Source organism: Leptospira sp. WS58.C1 (assembly GCF_040833995.1).
Lineage (GTDB): Bacteria > Spirochaetota > Leptospiria > Leptospirales > Leptospiraceae > Leptospira_B > Leptospira_B cinconiae.
In genome coordinates, this window is the sequence record NZ_CP162137.1 from 1,205,001 (window position 1) to 1,223,741 (window position 18,741).

17 protein-coding genes (1 of these 17 cut by a window edge) are annotated in these 18,741 nt (G+C 42.0%); 11 read left to right on the plus strand and 6 right to left on the minus strand.

From position 1 onward, the window contains the following. From AB3N61_RS05500 to AB3N61_RS05510, 3 genes are all read left to right on the plus strand, one after another. A protein-coding gene (locus AB3N61_RS05500; RefSeq protein ID WP_367898681.1) for a LysR substrate-binding domain-containing protein crosses the window boundary here: on the plus strand, positions 1-284 show its end. Its footprint begins 634 nt before the window's first position; the window shows 284 of its 918 coding nt (coding positions 635-918); the start codon falls outside the window, past its left edge; the stop codon is at positions 282-284. A 296-nt stretch (positions 285-580) separates the two neighbouring features. Continuing rightward, positions 581-3,817 carry a carboxyl transferase domain-containing protein gene (locus AB3N61_RS05505; RefSeq protein ID WP_367898682.1) on the plus strand — a complete coding sequence of 1,079 codons (3,237 nt, stop codon included), beginning with the start codon at positions 581-583 and terminating at the stop codon, positions 3,815-3,817. 98 nt (positions 3,818-3,915) lie between these two features. After that, the gene (locus AB3N61_RS05510; RefSeq protein WP_367898683.1) at positions 3,916-4,275 is read left to right on the plus strand and encodes a fibronectin-binding protein; all 360 of its coding nucleotides are present in this window, start codon (positions 3,916-3,918) and stop codon (positions 4,273-4,275) included. A gap of 77 nt (positions 4,276-4,352) precedes the next feature. Here AB3N61_RS05510 and AB3N61_RS05515 read toward each other — a convergent pair whose 3' ends face one another. The 4 genes from AB3N61_RS05515 to AB3N61_RS05530 form a co-directional block, all read right to left on the minus strand. After that, entirely contained in the window at positions 4,353-5,426 is a 1,074-nt protein-coding gene (locus AB3N61_RS05515; RefSeq protein ID WP_020770942.1) for a sulfate/molybdate ABC transporter ATP-binding protein, read from the minus strand. A gap of 9 nt (positions 5,427-5,435) precedes the next feature. After that, on the minus strand, positions 5,436-6,326 hold the full coding sequence (gene cysW, locus AB3N61_RS05520; protein ID WP_367898684.1) for a sulfate ABC transporter permease subunit CysW: 891 nt from the start codon (positions 6,324-6,326) through the stop codon (positions 5,436-5,438). Further along, positions 6,323-7,150 carry a sulfate ABC transporter permease subunit CysT gene (gene cysT / locus AB3N61_RS05525; RefSeq protein WP_367898685.1) on the minus strand — a complete coding sequence of 276 codons (828 nt, stop codon included), beginning with the start codon at positions 7,148-7,150 and terminating at the stop codon, positions 6,323-6,325. The genes cysW and cysT overlap by 4 nt, the downstream gene beginning before the upstream one ends. A gap of 110 nt (positions 7,151-7,260) precedes the next feature. Continuing rightward, positions 7,261-8,310, minus strand: coding sequence for a sulfate ABC transporter substrate-binding protein (locus tag AB3N61_RS05530; RefSeq protein WP_367898686.1), 1,050 nt, complete (start codon positions 8,308-8,310; stop codon positions 7,261-7,263). A gap of 192 nt (positions 8,311-8,502) precedes the next feature. Here AB3N61_RS05530 and AB3N61_RS05535 point away from each other — a divergent pair, with 192 nt between their 5' ends. The 7 genes from AB3N61_RS05535 to AB3N61_RS05565 all read left to right on the plus strand — a co-directional run bounded on the left by AB3N61_RS05535 (position 8,503) and on the right by AB3N61_RS05565 (position 16,152). Further along, positions 8,503-10,548, plus strand: a complete 2,046-nt coding sequence (locus AB3N61_RS05535) for a PP2C family protein-serine/threonine phosphatase (protein WP_367898687.1) — start codon at positions 8,503-8,505, stop codon at positions 10,546-10,548. Positions 10,549-10,695: 147 nt separating this feature from the next. After that, entirely contained in the window at positions 10,696-10,830 is a 135-nt protein-coding gene (locus AB3N61_RS05540; protein WP_008589440.1) for a hypothetical protein, read from the plus strand. A gap of 95 nt (positions 10,831-10,925) precedes the next feature. Further along, positions 10,926-13,403, plus strand: coding sequence for a hypothetical protein (locus AB3N61_RS05545; RefSeq protein ID WP_367898688.1), 2,478 nt, complete (start codon positions 10,926-10,928; stop codon positions 13,401-13,403). Continuing rightward, positions 13,403-14,551 (plus strand): DUF445 family protein, encoded by a 1,149-nt coding sequence (locus tag AB3N61_RS05550; RefSeq protein WP_020770962.1) that lies wholly within the window; start codon positions 13,403-13,405, stop codon positions 14,549-14,551. Before AB3N61_RS05545 ends, AB3N61_RS05550 begins: the two co-directional genes overlap by 1 nt. A gap of 42 nt (positions 14,552-14,593) precedes the next feature. Continuing rightward, positions 14,594-14,890 (plus strand): hypothetical protein, encoded by a 297-nt coding sequence (locus AB3N61_RS05555; protein ID WP_020770975.1) that lies wholly within the window; start codon positions 14,594-14,596, stop codon positions 14,888-14,890. Next, a complete protein-coding gene (locus AB3N61_RS05560) occupies positions 14,887-15,231 on the plus strand; it encodes a hypothetical protein (protein ID WP_367898689.1) in 345 nt (114 codons plus the stop codon). Before AB3N61_RS05555 ends, AB3N61_RS05560 begins: the two co-directional genes overlap by 4 nt. Positions 15,232-15,438: 207 nt before the next feature. Then, on the plus strand, positions 15,439-16,152 hold the full coding sequence (locus tag AB3N61_RS05565) for a pirin family protein (RefSeq protein WP_020770919.1): 714 nt from the start codon (positions 15,439-15,441) through the stop codon (positions 16,150-16,152). Between the two features lie 143 nt (positions 16,153-16,295). On the opposite strand, the gene AB3N61_RS05570 is transcribed toward AB3N61_RS05565, so the two are convergent. Next, positions 16,296-17,303 carry a S1C family serine protease gene (locus tag AB3N61_RS05570; RefSeq protein ID WP_020770916.1) on the minus strand — a complete coding sequence of 336 codons (1,008 nt, stop codon included), beginning with the start codon at positions 17,301-17,303 and terminating at the stop codon, positions 16,296-16,298. A gap of 122 nt (positions 17,304-17,425) precedes the next feature. Then, positions 17,426-17,737 (minus strand): putative quinol monooxygenase, encoded by a 312-nt coding sequence (locus tag AB3N61_RS05575; RefSeq protein ID WP_020770927.1) that lies wholly within the window; start codon positions 17,735-17,737, stop codon positions 17,426-17,428. Between the two features lie 82 nt (positions 17,738-17,819). On the opposite strand from AB3N61_RS05575, the gene AB3N61_RS05580 reads away from it, so the two are divergent. After that, a complete protein-coding gene (locus tag AB3N61_RS05580; RefSeq protein ID WP_198289331.1) occupies positions 17,820-18,737 on the plus strand; it encodes an NAD(P)H-dependent flavin oxidoreductase in 918 nt (305 codons plus the stop codon). Positions 18,738-18,741 lie beyond the last annotated feature (4 nt).

Below are 18,741 nucleotides of genomic sequence, written 5' to 3' on the forward strand. Positions count from 1 at the left end.
AAAGCGGGATCAAACCTAAAGTTTATATCAAGAATGAAAGAGAAAGTTGTCCCATTTTAGTCGCTACAGGTAAAGGGGTTTCTTTGACTATCCTGGGCGCACAAAATTTCGCTCCTGCGGAGACTAAATTTGTTCCGATCAAACAGTTATATTTGCCGGTTTCCGTTTTTTACGTACCCGAAAATCAAAATCCTTCCTTAAAAACTTTTTTGAGTTTTGTGTCGGAAAGTAGTTTTATAAAAAATAAACATGCCGAATGCCTCATGGACGTACTGAGGCTCTGATATTATTACGTCCTAGTACTATCTTTTTTATCCTCTGCTTTTAAACATTTCACTCCAAACTTCCGTTTTTCGAAGGACCTACCTTTTTGAAATTTTCGGGACAACCTTAATTAAAACCACTTCGATCGAGTATTCTCTTACTTTCGATTATGTGTCTTATATATCGGAATAAAAATCGTTATTATGGAAAATGATTTATGTGAATATGCGATATATTATGAACTCTTTCAAAATTTAGAGGGGGCTTGGAAACTGGATGACCTTAGGGACTTTTCGTTTAAAACGTCCTCCAAATTATGAAATTATCGAAATTATTAATAGCGAACCGGGGAGAAATTGCCATTCGGATCGCAAGGGCTGCTTCCAGTTTAGGAGTTCCTACAATTTCCATCTATTCGGAAGACGATTCTAATTCCAGGCATAGATTAGCGACTGATGTTTCGATTCCTCTGAAAGGAAGAGGGGTTAAGGCATACTTAGATAAGGAAGAAATACTTTCCATTGCAAAAAGAGAAGGTTGCGACTCCATTCATCCGGGATACGGATTTTTAAGTGAGAATTCCCAATTTGCAAAAAGATGTGAAGACGCAAAAATCAAATTTGTCGGTCCAGATCCCATCACTTTGGAGATCTTAGGAGATAAATTAAAAGCGGTACTACTCGCAGAATCCTTAGGAGTTCCCACCTTGCCAGGACTTCGCAAGGTGATCGATCTGAAAGAAGCAAAGGAATTCTATTCCAAAAACGGAATATTTCTTTTAAAGGCGATCGCTGGAGGAGGTGGAAGAGGTATCCGTATCATTAATGGTACCGAAGAATTAGAGGCAAAGTTCAAAAATTGTTCGGAAGAAGCCCTACATTCTTTCGGGAATCCTAATTTGTATGCGGAAAAATATCTTCCTGTCGCAAGGCATGTGGAAGTTCAGATTTTAGGAGACGGTTCAGGAAAGATCCTCCATTTTTGGGACAGAGATTGTTCTCTCCAACGAAAAAACCAAAAATTATTAGAGATCGCGCCCGCTCCTTTTTTAGATTCGAAACTCAGGGATAGGATCATCTCTTATTCTTTGCTGATGGCTTCCCATCTTTCTTATAAAAGTTTAGGCACCTTCGAATTTTTGATCAGTCCTAAATCCGAGATATATTTCATAGAAAGTAATCCTAGATTACAGGTAGAGCATACGATCACGGAAGAGATCACTGGAGTGGACCTTGTACAAGCTCAGTTGGAGGTCGCTTCGGGAAAATCTTTCCGGGAGATTGGATTAGAAGAAAGGAATATAGATCTTCCCAAAACGTATGCAATTCAGATCCGGATCAATTCGGAGACCTGGGACCAAAAAGGGGAGATTATACCTTCTTCCGGAAAAATCAAAGTATTCGAACCCAGTTTCGGGCCAGGGATCAGAGTGGACAGTTCAGCATATTCAGGTTATGAGGTAGGTCCTAATTTCGATTCTTTACTTGCAAAATTAATCGTTCATTCTAAAAGCCTTGAATTTTCCAAACTCATTTATTCAGCTTACCGCGCATTATCCGAATTTAGGATAGAAGGTGTTAAAACGAATCTTCCTCTTTTACTGAACTTATTTAAAAGAAAAGAACTCGAAACCTATTCGGTATGGACAAAGTTCCTGGAGGAGAATATCGGAGAGCTTCTCGTTTCCACTCAAGAAGATCATAAAAAATTTAATTTTGAATCGGAGCAGAATGTTGATTTAGAAAATTCTAAAATACAAGAAGAGGTTCCCGAGGGATTGATCGCTTTCCATTCTCCCATGACAGGGAACCTTATCGAAATTTATTACAAAGAAGGGGAGCTACTTCGAAAAGGAGAAAAGATTGCACTTCTTTCTTCCATGAAGATGGAACATCTACTACATTCGGAGACTACCGGAATTATAGAAAGGGTTTTGATCGCACCCGGGAAGGTCGTATCCGAAGGTGAAACATTGATTTGGATCCGGCCTGAAGATTTGGAACATTCTTCACTCCTTCAGCCAGAAGAGATCGATCCGGACAAAATCCGTCCGGATCTGAAAGAAGTCTTAGATCGTTTACTTTTGAATGAAGACATATCCAGACCCCAAGCGGTTTCAAAACGCCATAAAAGAGGACAAAGGACCGCCAGAGAGAATGTGGCGGATCTTTGTGATACCGGAAGTTTTATCGAATACGGAAGTCTTGCAATCGCGGCCCAAAGGAGAAGAAGGTCCTTAGAAGAGTTGATCAAACTGAGTCCTGCAGACGGACTAATCGTAGGACTTGGAACAGTGAACGCAGAATTATTCGATTCTCATTTGGCAAGAATTTCCGTACTCGCTTACGATTATACGGTCTTTATGGGAACGCAAGGTGCCATGAATCATAAAAAGACGGATCGATTTTTGGAAATGGTAGAAAGCCAAAAACTTCCTCTTGTTTTTTTTACGGAAGGTGGGGGTGGTCGTCCAGGAGAAGTCGATGTGCCTGCGGTTGCCGGTTTGGATTTGTATACTTTTCGAACATACGCAGGTTTAAAAGGAAAAAGCCTTAGGATCGCGATCGCTTCCGGTAGATGTTTCGCTGGAAATGCCGCCTTGTTCGGTGCAAGCGATATCAGGATCGCAACGGAAGATTCTAATATAGGAATGGGCGGCCCTGTAATGGTGAAAGGAGGAGGTCTCGGCAATTTTTCCGCGGAAGAGATCGGTCCTGCAGAGACACAAACCAAAAACGGGGTGATAGACATATTGGTGAAAAATGAAGAAGAGGCAGTCTTTACTGCAAAAAAAGTTCTCTCATATTTTCAGGGAAATATCAAAAAATTTGAATATAGGGACCAAAAAATACTAAGGACTCTCATTCCGGAAAACCGTTTGAGGTCCTACGAAATTCGTTCCGTAATATCTTCCTTGGCAGATACGGATTCCGTTCTGGAGTTTAGGAAGGATTTTGCAAAGGGGATCGTTACTTCGCTTATTCGAATAGAAGGTAAACCATTAGGTTTGATCGCGAATAATCCTACTCATTTGGGCGGGGCAATCGATGCGGAAGGGGCCGAGAAGGCCTCCGAATTCGCCGCCTTCTGCGATCTGAACAAACTTCCACTATTATTTCTTTGTGATACTCCCGGCTTTATGGTCGGGCCGGAAGCCGAGAAGAAAGGACTTGTCCGTAAAGCTGCCAAATTTTTCGAAGCGGGCGCCTCTTTACAAGTGCCGGTGTTTACTATCGTTCTTAGGAAAGGATACGGCTTGGGCGCGATGGCAATGGCAGCCGGTAGTTTTCATTCTCCTGTATTTACGATCTCCTGGCCGACTGGAGAATTCGGGGCAATGGGTATAGAAGGTGAAATTAGAACGGGATATCAAAAAGAACTCGCAGAAATCAAGGATTGGAAAGAGAGACAAATTTTATTCGAACGTTTGATCAAAGAGGCGTATGAAAGAGGAAAGGCTATCAATATGGCTTCCTATCTGGAAATAGATGCGGTGATCGACCCGGTGGAATCCAGAAAATGGATCGTAAGAGGTTATAATTCCTGTATTTAAACAGATTCCATTTGGAAATAAATGTTTTCTGAGCCCCTGTAAAAATCTTGATTAGATCGGGATCTGTGCTTTTATTTTCCACTCACATGGGGGTATTCATGTTTAGAAATCCGAAAGCTAAAATTATAGCTTTATTTACCGTGATCGCTTTGACCGTTTCCTTCTCGTATTTGGGCGCTCAAACTTTGAATGTTTACGGGACTTATAAAGTAACGGGTACAAATCCTAATGGAAGCAAATATAAAGGAAGTGTAACGATTACTTTGAATGAGGATGGATCCTATAATTTTGAATGGTCCGTAGGAAATAGTTTTTCCGGAACAGGTACTTTGAGCGGAAACACTTTAACGGTGGATTGGGGTGATACACATCCTGTGATCTACACCGTAAAGAATGGAGGAAATAGATTGGAAGGTACTTGGGGGAACGGGACAGGCACCGAGATCCTAACCAAATGAGAGAAACTTTAATCCAAAAAAATCCCCGTTACGTTAATACGGGGATTTTTTTACGATTCTTTTCCAATGTTTTCCGACTATATCGAAAAATCTTCCATATATTCCACATACACTTTCGCTTTTCTGATCCTGAGATACACGGTTTCGCCAGGTAGCAGATTTAACTCTTTAAAAGTAGATTGGTCCAGTAATGACTCGATCAAAGTTCCGGAATCTAAACGTTTCAATTCTATCCGTACGTTTCTACCTGTAGAATGGATGTATTGGATCTCCGCAGGTATTCCTTGGGAAGAAGATCTGGAAATTTCCACATCGTATGGTCTAACGTAGGCAACCCCTTCCTTGTCTACCACGTCGGAATGTTCCGGAGTTTCCACATTTAGATCACCGATCTTTGCTGTCCCTTCATGGATCCTTCCATGAAATAAGTTTACATCTCCTAAAAAGTGGAAAACGAAAGGAGTTTTCGGTTTATTATACACCTCGTCGGGAGTGCCGATCTGTTCTATCTTTCCTGATCTTAAAATTACGATGGAGTCACTGACTTCTAAAGCTTCTTCCTGGTCGTGAGTCACGAATACGCTCGTGATATGGATCTCGTCGTGTAGTCTTCTAAGCCAGGTGCGTAATTCTTTTCTGACCTTTGCATCCAAAGCTCCGAAAGGTTCGTCCAAAAGTAAAAACTTAGGTTCTATCGCCAGGGCCCTTGCCAAGGCCACCCTTTGTCTTTGCCCTCCGGATAATTCAAAAGGAAATCTTGCATGGAAGTTTTCCAACTGGACCAATTTCAAAAGTTGGAATACTTTTTCCCGGATCTCTTCTTTGGAAGGTCTTATCGATCTTGGGCGAACTTTTAGGCCGAATGCGATATTTTCAAAAATCGTCATATGTCTAAAGAGCGCATAATGTTGGAATACGAATCCTACCCCTCGGTCCTTTGAATTTTTGGATTTGGATCTTTCCCCATTGAATAATACTTCTCCCTCGTCAGGGGTGTCTAAGCCTGCGATAATCCTAAGAAGTGTGGTCTTGCCGCTTCCGGAAGGTCCTAATAATGCGACTAAATTTCCCTGCGGGATGGTTAAGTCCACTTGATCCAAGGCCTGGAATTTTCCGAATCGTTTGCTCACATTACGAATTTCAATAGACATTCTATTCTCCTAGATTTGGAAATCCTGAGGATCCTTCTTTTTTTTCGCTTTCTTCTCATTAGCGGGTTTTTCCGGAATGATAATCTCTTCTTTTCTATGAAGATTTCTCTCTAAGATGGTTTTTAGAAGTAAGGTAAGTAAGGAAAGGAACACAAGCACTGATGCCGCGGAAAATGCTCCCACAGAATTGTACTCATTATATAACATTTCGATCTGTAAAGGTAATGTATTTGTTTTCCCACGGATATGTCCTGAAAGAACGGAAACCGCACCGAATTCTCCCATGGCTCTCGCATTACATAGGATAAGTCCGTACAAGAGTCCCCATTTGATATTCGGGATGATAATTTTAATGAATGTTTGGTATAGAGAGGCTCCGAGTAAGATACCGGCTTCCTCTTCCTCTTTTCCCTGGCTTTGCATGAGCGGAATAAGCTCCCTTGCAACGAACGGGAGTGTGATAAATACGGTTGCGATCACAAGTCCCGGGGTATTAAATACGATCTTTATATTCCATTCTTCTAATATATCTCCCATCCAACCTTGCTTTCCGAAAAGTAATAGGAAGATCAGACCCGAGATAACCGGCGAGACCGCAAATGGAGAATCTATGATGGTAAGTAGAATATTTTTTCCGGGGAATTCGAACCTGGTCAAAAGGAATGCGGCGATCAATCCGAATGCGGTATTTAAAGGAACAGCAATCCCTGCTACCTTCAATGTCATCAACATCGCGGAGATGGTATCGCTATCCTGCAATCCCTGGAAATATGCTTCCCAACCCTGGGCGAAGGCTTCTAAGAATACCACCGTAATCGGCAGGATCAGAATGATGAATGCAAGAAGAAGGACCGCAACGATCAAAGTTATGCGGATCCAAACGGACTCTCTTTCTTTCATCCCAGTCTCCTGGAGGCTCTGTTTTGCAGGTAATTGATCCCGAACATGATAGTAAAGGAGAGAACTAACATCAATACTGCGATCCCGGTTGCCTTTGCGTATTCGTATTGCTCCAATTTAGTGACAATAAGCAACGGAAGGATTTCCGTTTTGCCCGGAAGGTTCCCCGAGATAAAAACGACTGATCCGTATTCTCCTATCCCTCTTGCAAATGCCATACTGGTCCCTGCGAGTAAGGAAGGAACTAATTCAGGTAGGATAACCTTAGTGAAAGTTTGGAGTCTGTTGGCCCCTAGACAATACGCGCTCTCTTCCAGTTCTTTAGGAAGATCTTCCAGAATGGGTTGGACGGTCCTGACAACGAATGGAAATCCAATAAATACTAATGCGATCACGATACCGATCGGAGTGTAAGCGATCTGGATCCCATACGGTGTCAGATATTTTCCGATAAAACCGTTGGGAGCATAAATTGTGGTCAACGCGATCCCTGCCACCGCCGTAGGAAGAGTGAATGGAAGATCTACAAGTGAATCCAAGATCTTTTTGCCGGGAAAATCGTATCTCACCAAAACCCAGGCGAATAAAAATCCTACGAATAGATTAATGACTGCTGCAACTCCTCCCGCTCCAAAACTTAAAAGCAGAGCCTGCCGGATCCGATCCTCTGAAAAAACTTCCCAGAGCCCGGAAACACCTAAGGTCGCAGATTTAAAAAATAATGCGGATAATGGAATGATGACTAGGCAGCTCAGGTAGAAGGTTGTGAGTCCTAAAGACAGACCGAAGCTTGTTTTCGAATAGGGACGGAAAATCAGTTTCAAACGGGAAACCCTCCCGAGTCGATTCTTGAGAAACACCCTATTTCGTCAAACCAAGAGCCACTGGACGGTGGCTCTCTTTTTGTATATGAGTTTCAAGTTTAAGTTTCTGCTTATTTCTTTGCTTCGCCGTAGATGGAGTCAAAAAGACCTCCGTCAGCGAAATGTTTTTTATGAGCTGCTGCCCAGGAACCTTCTATACTCCTCACATCGAATAATTGGAGTTTCGGGAATTTAGCAACATTCGCTTTAAGGACGGCAGTATCGTTCGGACGGAAAAAATGTTTTGCGATGATTTCTTGGCCTTCCTTCGTATATAAAAAATCTAAGTAAGCTTTTGCTAAGTCTTTGGTTCCTTTTTTAGCTACCACTTTTTCCACGATTGCAACAGGAGTTTCCGCAAGAATACTCGTGCTTGGATAAACGACTTCGAATGCCGCTACACCCCCGTTTGCTTTTCTGGACTCGGACAGAGCAAGTTCCGCTTCATTTTCCCAAGCAAGAAGAACATCACCGATCCCTCTTTGGACGAATGTAGTTGTGGATCCTCTGGCACCCGTATCCAAAACGGAGGTGTTCTTATAGAGATTTTTAACGAACTCGATCGCTTTTTCTTCCGTTTTGTATTTTTTCTTTGCGAAACCCCAAGCTGCCAAATAGTTCCAGCGAGCTCCTCCGGAAGTTTTAGGATTTGGAGTGATCACTCCGATGCCCGGTTTTACGATATCATCCCAATCTTTGATCGCCTTAGGATTTCCCTTTCTGACTAAGAAAACGATAGTAGAATAGTATGGAGTAGAATGGTTTGGAAATGCCTTCTCCCAATCTTTGGAAACGGATCCACCATTTTTAACAATACTATCGATATCATAAGCAAGCGCAAGAGTGACTACATCCGCTTCTAATCCGTCGATTACCGCTCTCGCTTGTTTTCCGGATCCACCGTGGGATTGCTGGATGGTAAGGTCTTTGCCGGACTTCTTCTTCCAAGATTCCACGAACTTTTTGTTAATTTCTTCGTAGAGTTCTCTGGTTGGGTCGAAAGAAACGTTTAACAGGGTATCGCTCGCATACGCGGATAAGGAGAAGATACCGGTTAAAGCCAGAGCGCCAATTCCTTTGGCAATTGACTGTAGTATAGAATGAGTAGATTTTGCTTTCATAAGGTTCACTTTTACGTCCCTTTCAACGGAAACTCGGAATTTTTATCCAATAAATTAGATATTTATCCGTTATAGTCAGAATTGCTTTCTTTTTGTCAAGAATGGTTTTATATTTTAGGATATTTTTTTCCTATTTTGAACGCTTTTTTGATTCAATCCCTCAGAATTCGTTTAAAGCGGATTTTCCTCCAAATGAAAAAGGTATTCACCCTCTTAACTTTAAGCTTTCTACAATTCCTTTTCTCGGGATGTAACGATTCTACCGCGAAAGTAGAACATCCTGTAATTGTACAAGGAACAATGGAGTTCAAGAATTATGATCTGGAGGAACAAGGACCAATTCTTCTTTCCGGGTTATGGAAATTCAGATGGTTGTATTGGAAAAGTTCCGGTTTAGAAAGCCAAAATTCCTACGAAATAGTCAGTATCCCTTCTTCTTGGAACGGAAAGAACGGAGCAAGACTTGGAGAAGGTTACGGAACCTATGAACTTAACGTAAAATTAAATCGAAATTACGGGGAACTCGCGTTTATCCTACAGGAGCAAAGTTCTTCTTACTTTTTGTATGTGAACGGCAAACTTTTAGCCTCTTGCGGAGAAGTGGAATTTCCTTCCAATTCGGATATCACCATTTTCGAAGTCCGACCTGCCTGGTGTAATAAGCTCGTAAAATTCACTCCGGAGGGAGAAGAGCTGCAAATAGATATGCAGATCGCAAACAGGGATCATAGACTGGGAGGATTTTGGGCTCCGATCCGATTCGGAACTTCTTCCAGTCTGGAGAAAACCTGGAATGCGGAAAGATTTCTGGATCTATTCTTAGCGGGAGGACTTTTCTGTATAGGTTTACTCCATCTAATTTACGCGATTGTGAGACGGGGAGAAGCGGCCTCGATGTATTTCGGGACGTATTGTGTGATTATGGCGGCACGGGGACTTTTTTCCGGGACCAGGATCATTTCAGAATATCTTGATTTTCTAAAATATCATCATTATGTCAGGATTGAATACGTTACATTCTATCTAGCCATTCCTGTTTTTTTAAGTTATATACTTTCCGTCTTTCCTCGGGAATTAAAACGAATACTCGTGGATCTGGTCTGGTGGATAGCAGTCGGAGCTTGCATCGTAGTCTTAGTATTCCCTGTCAGAATATTCACATTCACCATCACGGTTTATTACTTGGTGGCTTTTCTTGCAGGCACACTCGGATTATTCTCTCTTACTAAGGCCGCTTTAAGAAGAAGAAAGGGGGCTCTTATAATTCTCGCCGGTTTCGTATTCGTGTATGCCGCAATGATCCACGATATTTTATATGCGACCTTCTATCTGGATACCGGATATTTTACGAATATAGGGGCGTTCGTATTCATAGTGGCACAGTCCGTATTCTTATCCATCAGAAGTTCCGAAAGTTTGGATAGACTTTTAGACCTTTCCAGAAATTTGGAAAGGAGGGTGGAAGAAAGGACTAAACAACTTAGAAATGCGCTTCGTCTCATCCAAAACGATTTGAATGTCGCAAGAGAGATCCAAAAGGGACTCTTAAATCTGGAGGAAACGGCAGAAAAAAAGATCGGTAAAATCAAATTTGGGATCTGGCATAAACCTTTGGCGGAAGTAGGAGGTGATCTTTATGATATTACCGAATTGCCGGACGGAAAGCTCCGTATTTTTTTAGCGGATGCTCCAGGTCATGGAATACAAGCCGCCCTCATTACGATCCTGATCCGAAACATTTACGAAGACCTTAGATTAAAAGAAGAAAGTCCAGGAAAGCTACTCTCTGCAATCGGCTCTCAGTTTTACGGAAAGTATGGAAATGTGTCCACATTCTTCTCCGCATCCATTTTAGAAATTTCTCCGGACGGAAAAAAACTCACACTTTCTTTGGCAGGATCTCCTCCAGTCTTAATCCGAAATAAGGACGAAGAGCATGTGGTCGAATGTGAAAATCCGTTAGTGGGTCTTTTGGAAAATTTTCATTTTGAGGATAAGGAGGTCCTGCTCACTCCAGGTTTTCGAATCCTTTGTTTTACCGACGGACTTACGGAATCTTCCAGACTGCCCGGAGATTTTTACGGGATAGAAAGAGTATTGGCTACGGTCCGAACTGGAGACTCTCAAAGTTTAGAAGAATTATTAAGAGACATACAAGACGATCTGCTTAGATTTTTAGGAAGTTCGGAGCCTAAGGACGATATACTAATCTTGGGAATGGAAGACCAACGTTCCTAAACCGGTAAAACAATTTCTTCTTTCGGGAAAGCGGGATCGTTTTCTAGTTTTATTGTATTGCACCCCGAAAATCATGGTTAGAGAGAAGGTGAACGGGTCCAAACTTTTCGGAATGGATCCCGAAATCGTTACCTTGTAGAGGACCCTATGGCATTCAAGCTCGACGGGGCAAAATTCCCCACCTTGGAAGAGTTGATTACGGCTCTGTATCCATTGTATGCGGACAAGATGAGCGAAGCTGAATTTAGAAAGTATGTTCAGGAGAATGTAAAAGAGGAATAGTATTCCTCTTTTTTCCCCGATCCTCAAGGGTAGATCCTTCCCGCGTAAATCCTGTTTTGCTTGTCAATTCCAGGGGTTTTCCGTACCCTCTCGGCATGCCTTTTTTTCAGAAAAAATGGAGACTTGCTCCTGCTTGGCGAAGACCGTTATTATTACTCGCCTCATTTTTAGTTTTAATCATCAAATTCAGATTTTTATTCAGCGAGGATACTCTTTCAGGCTGGAGTCTTCATGCCCAAACCCACTTGGCGGAAATTTACGATTCATTTTTAAATAACGGTCAGTCCTTAGGTTATGATACCCGCTGGTTTTCAGGGATGCCTGTTTTCTATTTCCAACCGCCGTTTTTCTATTTTTTGGTCGCAGTCCTACATAAAACCGTATTCTTTTGGTCCTCACTTTCTCTCTCCTTCAATATAGGGATACTTCTTTCTATATTACTTTTTACGTATGCGTTTATCAAATTCAGCCTTTTACTCTTAAGTGAGACCAATCATAGGGCAAATACGGTCATGTTAGCGATGTCCGGACTTTTGTTCTTCTTCTTGTGCGCAGGAGAAGAACCGTTCGGGCTTTCCTTAGTGGGACTATTCAGCGGCTCCGTAACCGGATTTTTCGGGCTTGGCTGGAGTTTATTAGGTTTTTATTATTTAGAAAAATATCGGACTACCGGGAAATTATCCTCTCTTTCCAAATATTTAGTGGTCAGCGCCTGCGTTTATTATACTGATCTACCTTCTTCCTTATTCTATTTGGTATCTCTTCTCATCTATTTTTTATTTCTGGGAGAAGAGTTGGGAAAAAGAGCGTTTTCCATCGCATTCTTCATTCCGTTGTTAGTGGCCGCACCTGTTTGGTGGAATTTTCTGAAATATTCCTCGTACCGCGCGGAAACTTTCCCGATGGATACTACTCCCGGACTCATTTCCATTTTAGGATCGGAAGCCTTGAGACCGATTTGGGAAGGAAGCGGTGTGATCGCTTTCCTTTGGAATTTTATCATAGGGTTACATTGGACCCAAGTGGTATTCCCTGCCTTGTTCCTATTAGGAATTCGTTCCATTTTAAAACGTAAAATTTTTCCTCCGGCTTCCAGGTTCGTATTTTTTGCCAGTTTGATCTTTTACTGGATCGGAGTGGATACTTCTCTTTCAAAATTTTTTCCCGGTTTAGGATTTCCCTGGTATAGAGCCTTGGACCTATCTTTACTATTTTTAACACTTTCCGGTTTGGAAACCGCAGTTCATTTATTGAAGAACAAAACTTCTTCTTTAACCGCTCAATATTCGATTTCCGCTCTGCTATTCTTTGCACTAGTAAGATTTTTCTTATGGCATCCTGAATTGGAATGGAAGGAGAATACTACATTCTTAAAAGACAGCTTCTCCGCGTTGGAAATGAAAGATGTGGAAGTTGCACTTTCGGAACTTCCTAAAGATTCCAAAATTTTCCCGGAAATTGATTCTCATCGAAAATGGGGAGACAGCCCTTTTACTTTGGGGCTTTTGATCAGAAGGGCAGGACATAGAAATTTATTGGGAATGGAAGCGGATGCGTCTTTGACATCTTTGGCCTTACAACCTTATTTGAGTCGTTATCTTCCTTGGACTGCTTGGAAAAAAAATCCCGGCTATGAAGAGGAACTTTCTTCGGAAGATGCAGGCATCGGATTACATCGTTTTCTGCAAGCCAACGGGACTTCTTACATTATCGGCTCCACTGAAAAACTTTATAAAATCCTAAAATTAAATCCTAGTCGTTTCGAATTATTGAAAGGTTGGGTGAACCAAGAAGGGTTGCGCACGAACGATTTTCCTTCCGAGACCTATGAAAAGGAACTTGAAAATAAATCGTTCTTATTTCTATTCAAGGTGAAAAATCCTGGGGCTGATGTCGCAGTTATGACGGAAAAACCTTGGGGGGTCGCGGATTATAAGGAGTTGAACGGAGGAAAATCTCTTCGTCCCAAAAGGTTCTTATATAATACGAACGAAGCGATCTTACACGAAGGATTGGATGCAGGGATCGTATTCGCTAGGATCGGTAAGAAGGAGATAGAAATAATCGGACCTAATTACAATAAGTGGTTCCAAGGTTTGCTGGTCTTAAATGTTCCCAAAGAGCATAATAATTGGAAGGAAGAGTTCAGATCCGAATACGGAGATCTTCCTTTCTTGGATAGAAACGAATTTTTAGGCGGATTTTTTCCGGTAAAAGAAAAACCGAAAGAGCCTACTTCATTGGCTGAACTTCCTATATTGCCGCGTATTTTTTCGGATGAAGAAGTTTTCGCCGGTCCTGAAATTTCGTCCGCACAAAAGCAGGAAAAAAATTCATTAGAAAATCATAATTGTAAATTGGTGCGAAGATCCTTTTTTCCTAGTTGGGAAGATTCGGAAGGCGGAATATTATTCCAAACTCAAAGAAACGAGATCCTGGTCTGTTCCCAAAAACAGAGTTCAGATCTGAAATTTTTCAAAGGGAATTCGGTTTTTTTGACTATCATTCTTTTTCTTTTACCGGTCCTTTTTATATTCTCCTCCTTTGTTAAAGGAAGGTGGTTTTTCCGTTAATGGGACTGTACGGCAATAAACCGTACTCTAAACTTCAATTCGTTTCGAATTCACTGTTGGTGTTGTTCGGAACTATTCTTCTTTGGGGACTCTGGCAAAAGTGGAGTCTCTATATTTGGGGAAGTATTTTTGTTCACGGTTTGGAAGGTGGACTTGTTGGAGCGATTTGTGATTGGTTCGCTGTTTGGAAAACCTATAAAGCGGTCGAATCCGAAAGCGAGACTATCGCGGAAGAAATAGGTAACTGGGTATCTTCCGATCTGATCAGCGAACATAAGTTAAGATCGTATTTAGACGGTATTTTGGACGAGCCAGAAAACATCCAAGCGATTAAGGATCTTCTGGAAAAACATTTAAAAGGAGAAAAAGAAGTCAGAGAATTCCTGAATTTGATCTGGGACAAAATAGAAGAGGATATCGTATTATATGTTTCTAATTTTAAGTTCTCAGGAGCGGACAAACAAATATTACACGAATTGAATAGTCGTAAGGAAATCCTTTCTACGGTTCGATTCTTGGTGGGAGAAACCTTGGTGAAAGTTTCAGACCATGATGATTTCGGGGAAAGGATCCAAAGGATCACTAAAGGACTTTCTTTTCTCGCTAAACCTTTGATCTGGCTCATCGATCCCCGAAAAAGGATCAAGGAATTCGGAGAAGGTTTAAAGGAAGGAAAGGATTTCGAAACGGAAGAGGAAGAAGTCCTATTTGAATTATATTCAGTATTCTCCGAATGTGCGGAATTATATATCGGCTCCTGGAACGACCTGCCTGTTTCCAAAAGAGAAGAGGCGGTCCGCGCCTTAGCCGATTTCGGCAGAGAACAATTAAATAGGCTTATCAGCGAGGTAGTACTCACACATAAGGAAGAAATTTCCAAGTTGGAAAATCTGAGAGAATACGGACCTATTCGTTCTTTCTTGGAGTTCTTAAGTTCTAAAACGAACGAGTCCGTTTCGGAATATGTGGGAGAGCAGATCTCTAAAGGCCTGAAATTATTGGAACCCAAACAATTCAGGGTAAATTTGGAACTAAAAACAAGAAGGGTCTTAGAGCGGATTAGGATCAACGGAAGTTTATTAGGTTTTTTAGTCGGGTCTGCGATAGGTTGTATCGTCTTATTATTCGAAGGAAAATTAGGATTATAATCTCTTGCATTATTTGTAGGTATTTGTTAAGTATTTAGGATCATGAAATTAAAGCGGATCTATACTATTCTTCTCTGTATCGTATTTAGCGGATGTTATTCGAGAACCATCTTTTTCTTTCAGAATCTTCGAATGAAACCTCTTCCTCCTCAGGTGGAGCAAAGTTTATACAAACAGAATGAAAAAGGATGTGGAGAAAAGATCAGTACGATTTTACAGAGAATTCCTGAAAAAAATCCTACAGCCACCCATATCCGCGATTTGGAGATCTTCCAATATGACCAAGGTTTGTTCGATGCCTGTTATCGACTCTATTACGGTTTGGAGATCTCTCAATGAAAGTTTTTCATGGAACCATCTTCCTTTTTTTATTATTATTCGTTTATTGCAGCGGCGCAGAAACACAGATCTATAGGATAGAAAGGGTTGTGCCCGCAAAGGAAAGACCTGTCTTTTCTCCTAAAAGAGTAGAGGGAGAAGACTGTGTGGTGCAAATTTTTCCTTTCATGTTTGCGAGATATGTTCCTGATCTACAAAGCGCATACAATCATGCGATGGAAAAGGCACCTTCCGGGACCCAATCTCTTGCATACGGGGAAGTTTATACAAAAGGTCTGTATCTTCCTCCGATCTTTTTGTTCCGTTGTATCGTGGTATCGGGAACTCCAAGTTTCGATTAGTGTTCGAAAATTTACTTTTTAACCATCTTCCTTTAAATTATGATAAGAACCTGTTCCGTATCTTAGGGCTCTTCGAGCCCGAGTTACGGTTTTATTCGAGGATGCAAATTTTATTATGGGCCGACCATAAATACTTTATATTTGAACTATTAAAGATCAGGTCGGTCTAAAAGATATTCATCCCGAAAACGGGAAAGGAGATTACAAATGGAAGCGGTAGTTCATAAGGCAAACACGAGAGGAAGAGTCGATTTCGGTTGGTTAAAATCGAATCATACATTTTCTTTCGGAAGCTATATGAATCCGGAAAGGATCAGATTCGGTTCTTTGCGTGTATTGAACGACGATATCGTTGCCCCTGGCAGAGGTTTCGATCCGCATCCTCACCAAGATATGGAAATCATCTCGATACCGATCGAAGGCGCCTTGGAGCATAAGGACAGTATCGGAACTTCAGGAGTGATCACATCCGGAGAAGTTCAGGTAATGTCCGCTGGAACAGGGATTGTTCATTCGGAATACAATCATTCCGAAACGGATCCCGTGAACTTCTTACAAATCTGGGTGATACCGGATAAAAGAGGGGCCCAACCTCGATACGACCAGAAAAAGTTCCTTCCGGAAGATAGGAAGAACCGCTTCCAAGTGGTCGTGGCGCCGAAGGAATCCGAAGAAGGTCTTTGGATCAACCAAAATGCATGGTTCTCCTTGGGCAATGCAGAGGCGGGAAAGGAGCTTCAATACGAGTCCAGGAATAAGGGTGGGGGAGTTTACGCTTTTCTAATATCAGGAAAAGTGAATATTAACGGGACCGAACTTTCCACGCGAGACGGTGCCGGTTTTCCTAGAGCGGACCTTTTGAAGGTAAACGCTTTGGAAGATTCTGAACTTCTTTTGATGGATGTTCCTGAGATCCAGTAAAGAGGCGCAGAGGTAAGAAGAGGCACAGAGCTTTTTCACGCAGAGTCACAGAGACGCAGAGTTTAAAGTTTTTGATTACAAATCCTCTGAGTCTTCGTGCCTCTGTGTGTTATTACCTCAATGTCTCTCTCAACTTTGTGTCTCTATTTTAATTCTCCGGGTTCGATGAAAAAACTCCTAATAGAACCTTCTCTTAATAAACGAATTCCTAATTTTTTGCCGATAGAGGTCTCATCCAAGATCTTATGAAGATCGTCTATCGTTTGAATCTCCTTATCATCCAAACCGATGATTAGATCTCCGTTACGTATCCCGGCACGGTCCGCTGGGGATCCCTTTTCCAAAGATAAGACTAAGATCCCGGATTCTGACCCGACCTTGTTGAGATTTTTGGTGAATGTTGGGATCTTTTGGTTTTGGCCTGCAATCCCTAAATATCCTCTTTTGACTGCTCCGCTTGTAATCAGACGAGTGACCACATATTCTGCCGTGTTCGAGGCTACTGCGAAACATATACCTTGGGCAGGCAGAATGATCGCTGTGTTTATCCCCACAACTCTACCCTGGAAGTCCACTAATGGTCCTCCCGAATTGCCCGGATTTAAGGCGGCGTCCGTTTGGATCACATTGTCAATCAGACGTCCATTACGAGATCTTAATGTTCTTCCTAAGGCGCTTACCACTCCCGCTGTGACTGTGGATTCGAAACCGTATGGATTTCCGATCGCCACTACCAATTGTCCTACTTTCAGTTTTTTGGAATCCGTAAAACCGGAGTGAGGGAATAATCCTCCATGCACTTTCAAGACGGCAAGGTCCGTATGCGGATCGTTCCCTACAAGTTCCGCTTCCTTACTGGAACCGTCGGAGAGTTTCGCTTTAATTCTAACCGCGCCATCCACCACATGGCTATTGGTTGCGATAAATCCGTCAGGTGTGAGAAAAAATCCGGAGCCGCTTCCTCCTTCTCCATTTTTGTTCGTAACTTGTAGATGGACCACACTTGGGCCTACCGAATCCACGGCTTGTATAACAGATTTGGAATACGCGTCTAAAATTTCCGCCTCGTGGAGTTCGGATGTATCTTTAGGATGAGTATTTTGACCGAGAGAAGAGATAAAATGCGCGCTTGTATTTGAAAGTAGAACCATAATATTTTTGGACTCCGCGTCCAAAAATAAAGTCCCAAAATAGCGGAATTCGGTTTAAAAAAATGAGGTTTCCTTGTATGAGCGAATCTATCGCAAAAGGATCTGAGGATCTTATTTTCCGATTATTTTTTCCAATCTTCCGGTTTAGGAGATAGCGGTTTATAATAAACGGTAGTAGTTCCTTGGGAAAACATTTCCGGCACAGTCCTTCTCCAATTCACGAAATGCGGGGTTTCTAGATGAGACTTACGTTTGGATTCGCTTTCATAAGCTTCTATGATCAGAAATCTGCCTTCGTCTCCATCGTTCTGTAGCAGATCGAATCTAAGAACACCGTTCTCTTTGAGAGATTCCCGGGAAAGTTCGCTGCTGATCTCCAGAAATTCTTGGATCCTTTCCGGAAGTATTTTGTAAGAAGAGACTGTAACGATCATAGTTCACAGTTTCAAGATCCGATTTTCTTATACCAGAAAAAAAAGATAGATGGAATCGGATCGGAATGAAAGCTTTTCCCTTATGAAAATAAAAACTCCCGTAACGGAGATGCTTGGAATCGATCTGCCCATCATCGGGGCTCCCATGTTTCTCGTTTCATACCCTGATCTAGTCGTCGCAGTTTCCGAAGCCGGAGGCCTTGGAACATTTCCCTCCCAAAACTATCGAACCTTAGAGGAATTAAGAAGAGGTTTGGAAGATATCCGATCCAGGACCAAAAAACCGATAGGGGTGAACTTAATTTTACATAAGGCTCATAACCCTAACTGGGCGAAACACTTGGAAATACTTTTAGAATTCAAAGTAGAATTGATCATCACCAGTTTGGGGAGTCCTCGTTCCATTATCAATGAGGCAAAATCGGTGGGTACAAAAGTTTTCTGTGACGTAACTACATTAAAACATGCGAATATAGTTGCTAAGTCCGGAGCGGACGCTCTGGTAGCGGTTGCTCAAGGTGCGGGCGGACATGCCGGAAATATTTCTCCTTTTTCTCTTTTTCCTTATTTAAAAAAAGAGATCGGTCTTCCAGTTATTGCGGCAGGTGCGATCAGTGGTGGAGCACAAATGGCGGCAGCTATGTCCTTAGGTGCGGACGCGGTCTATATAGGAACGAGGCTTATTGCCACTAAGGAAGCAGCAGCTTCTCAAGAATACAAAGAGATGATCGTTCAATCAGCGCCGGAGGAGATCGTTTATACCGAAAAAATTTCCGGAATCCCTGCAAACTGGCTCAAACGTTCCGTTGAAAAGGCCGGAGATAATTTCCATAACGAAGGAAGTACGGATATAGACCAGGAATTCAAACGTTGGAGAGATATTTGGTCTGCAGGTCATGGAGTGGCACAGATTGATTCCATACTTCCTGCCGGTGACGTAGTAAAAGGTATGGCCGCAGAATACGTGGATATCGTAAATAAACTGCCAAGACCGGTTTAATATT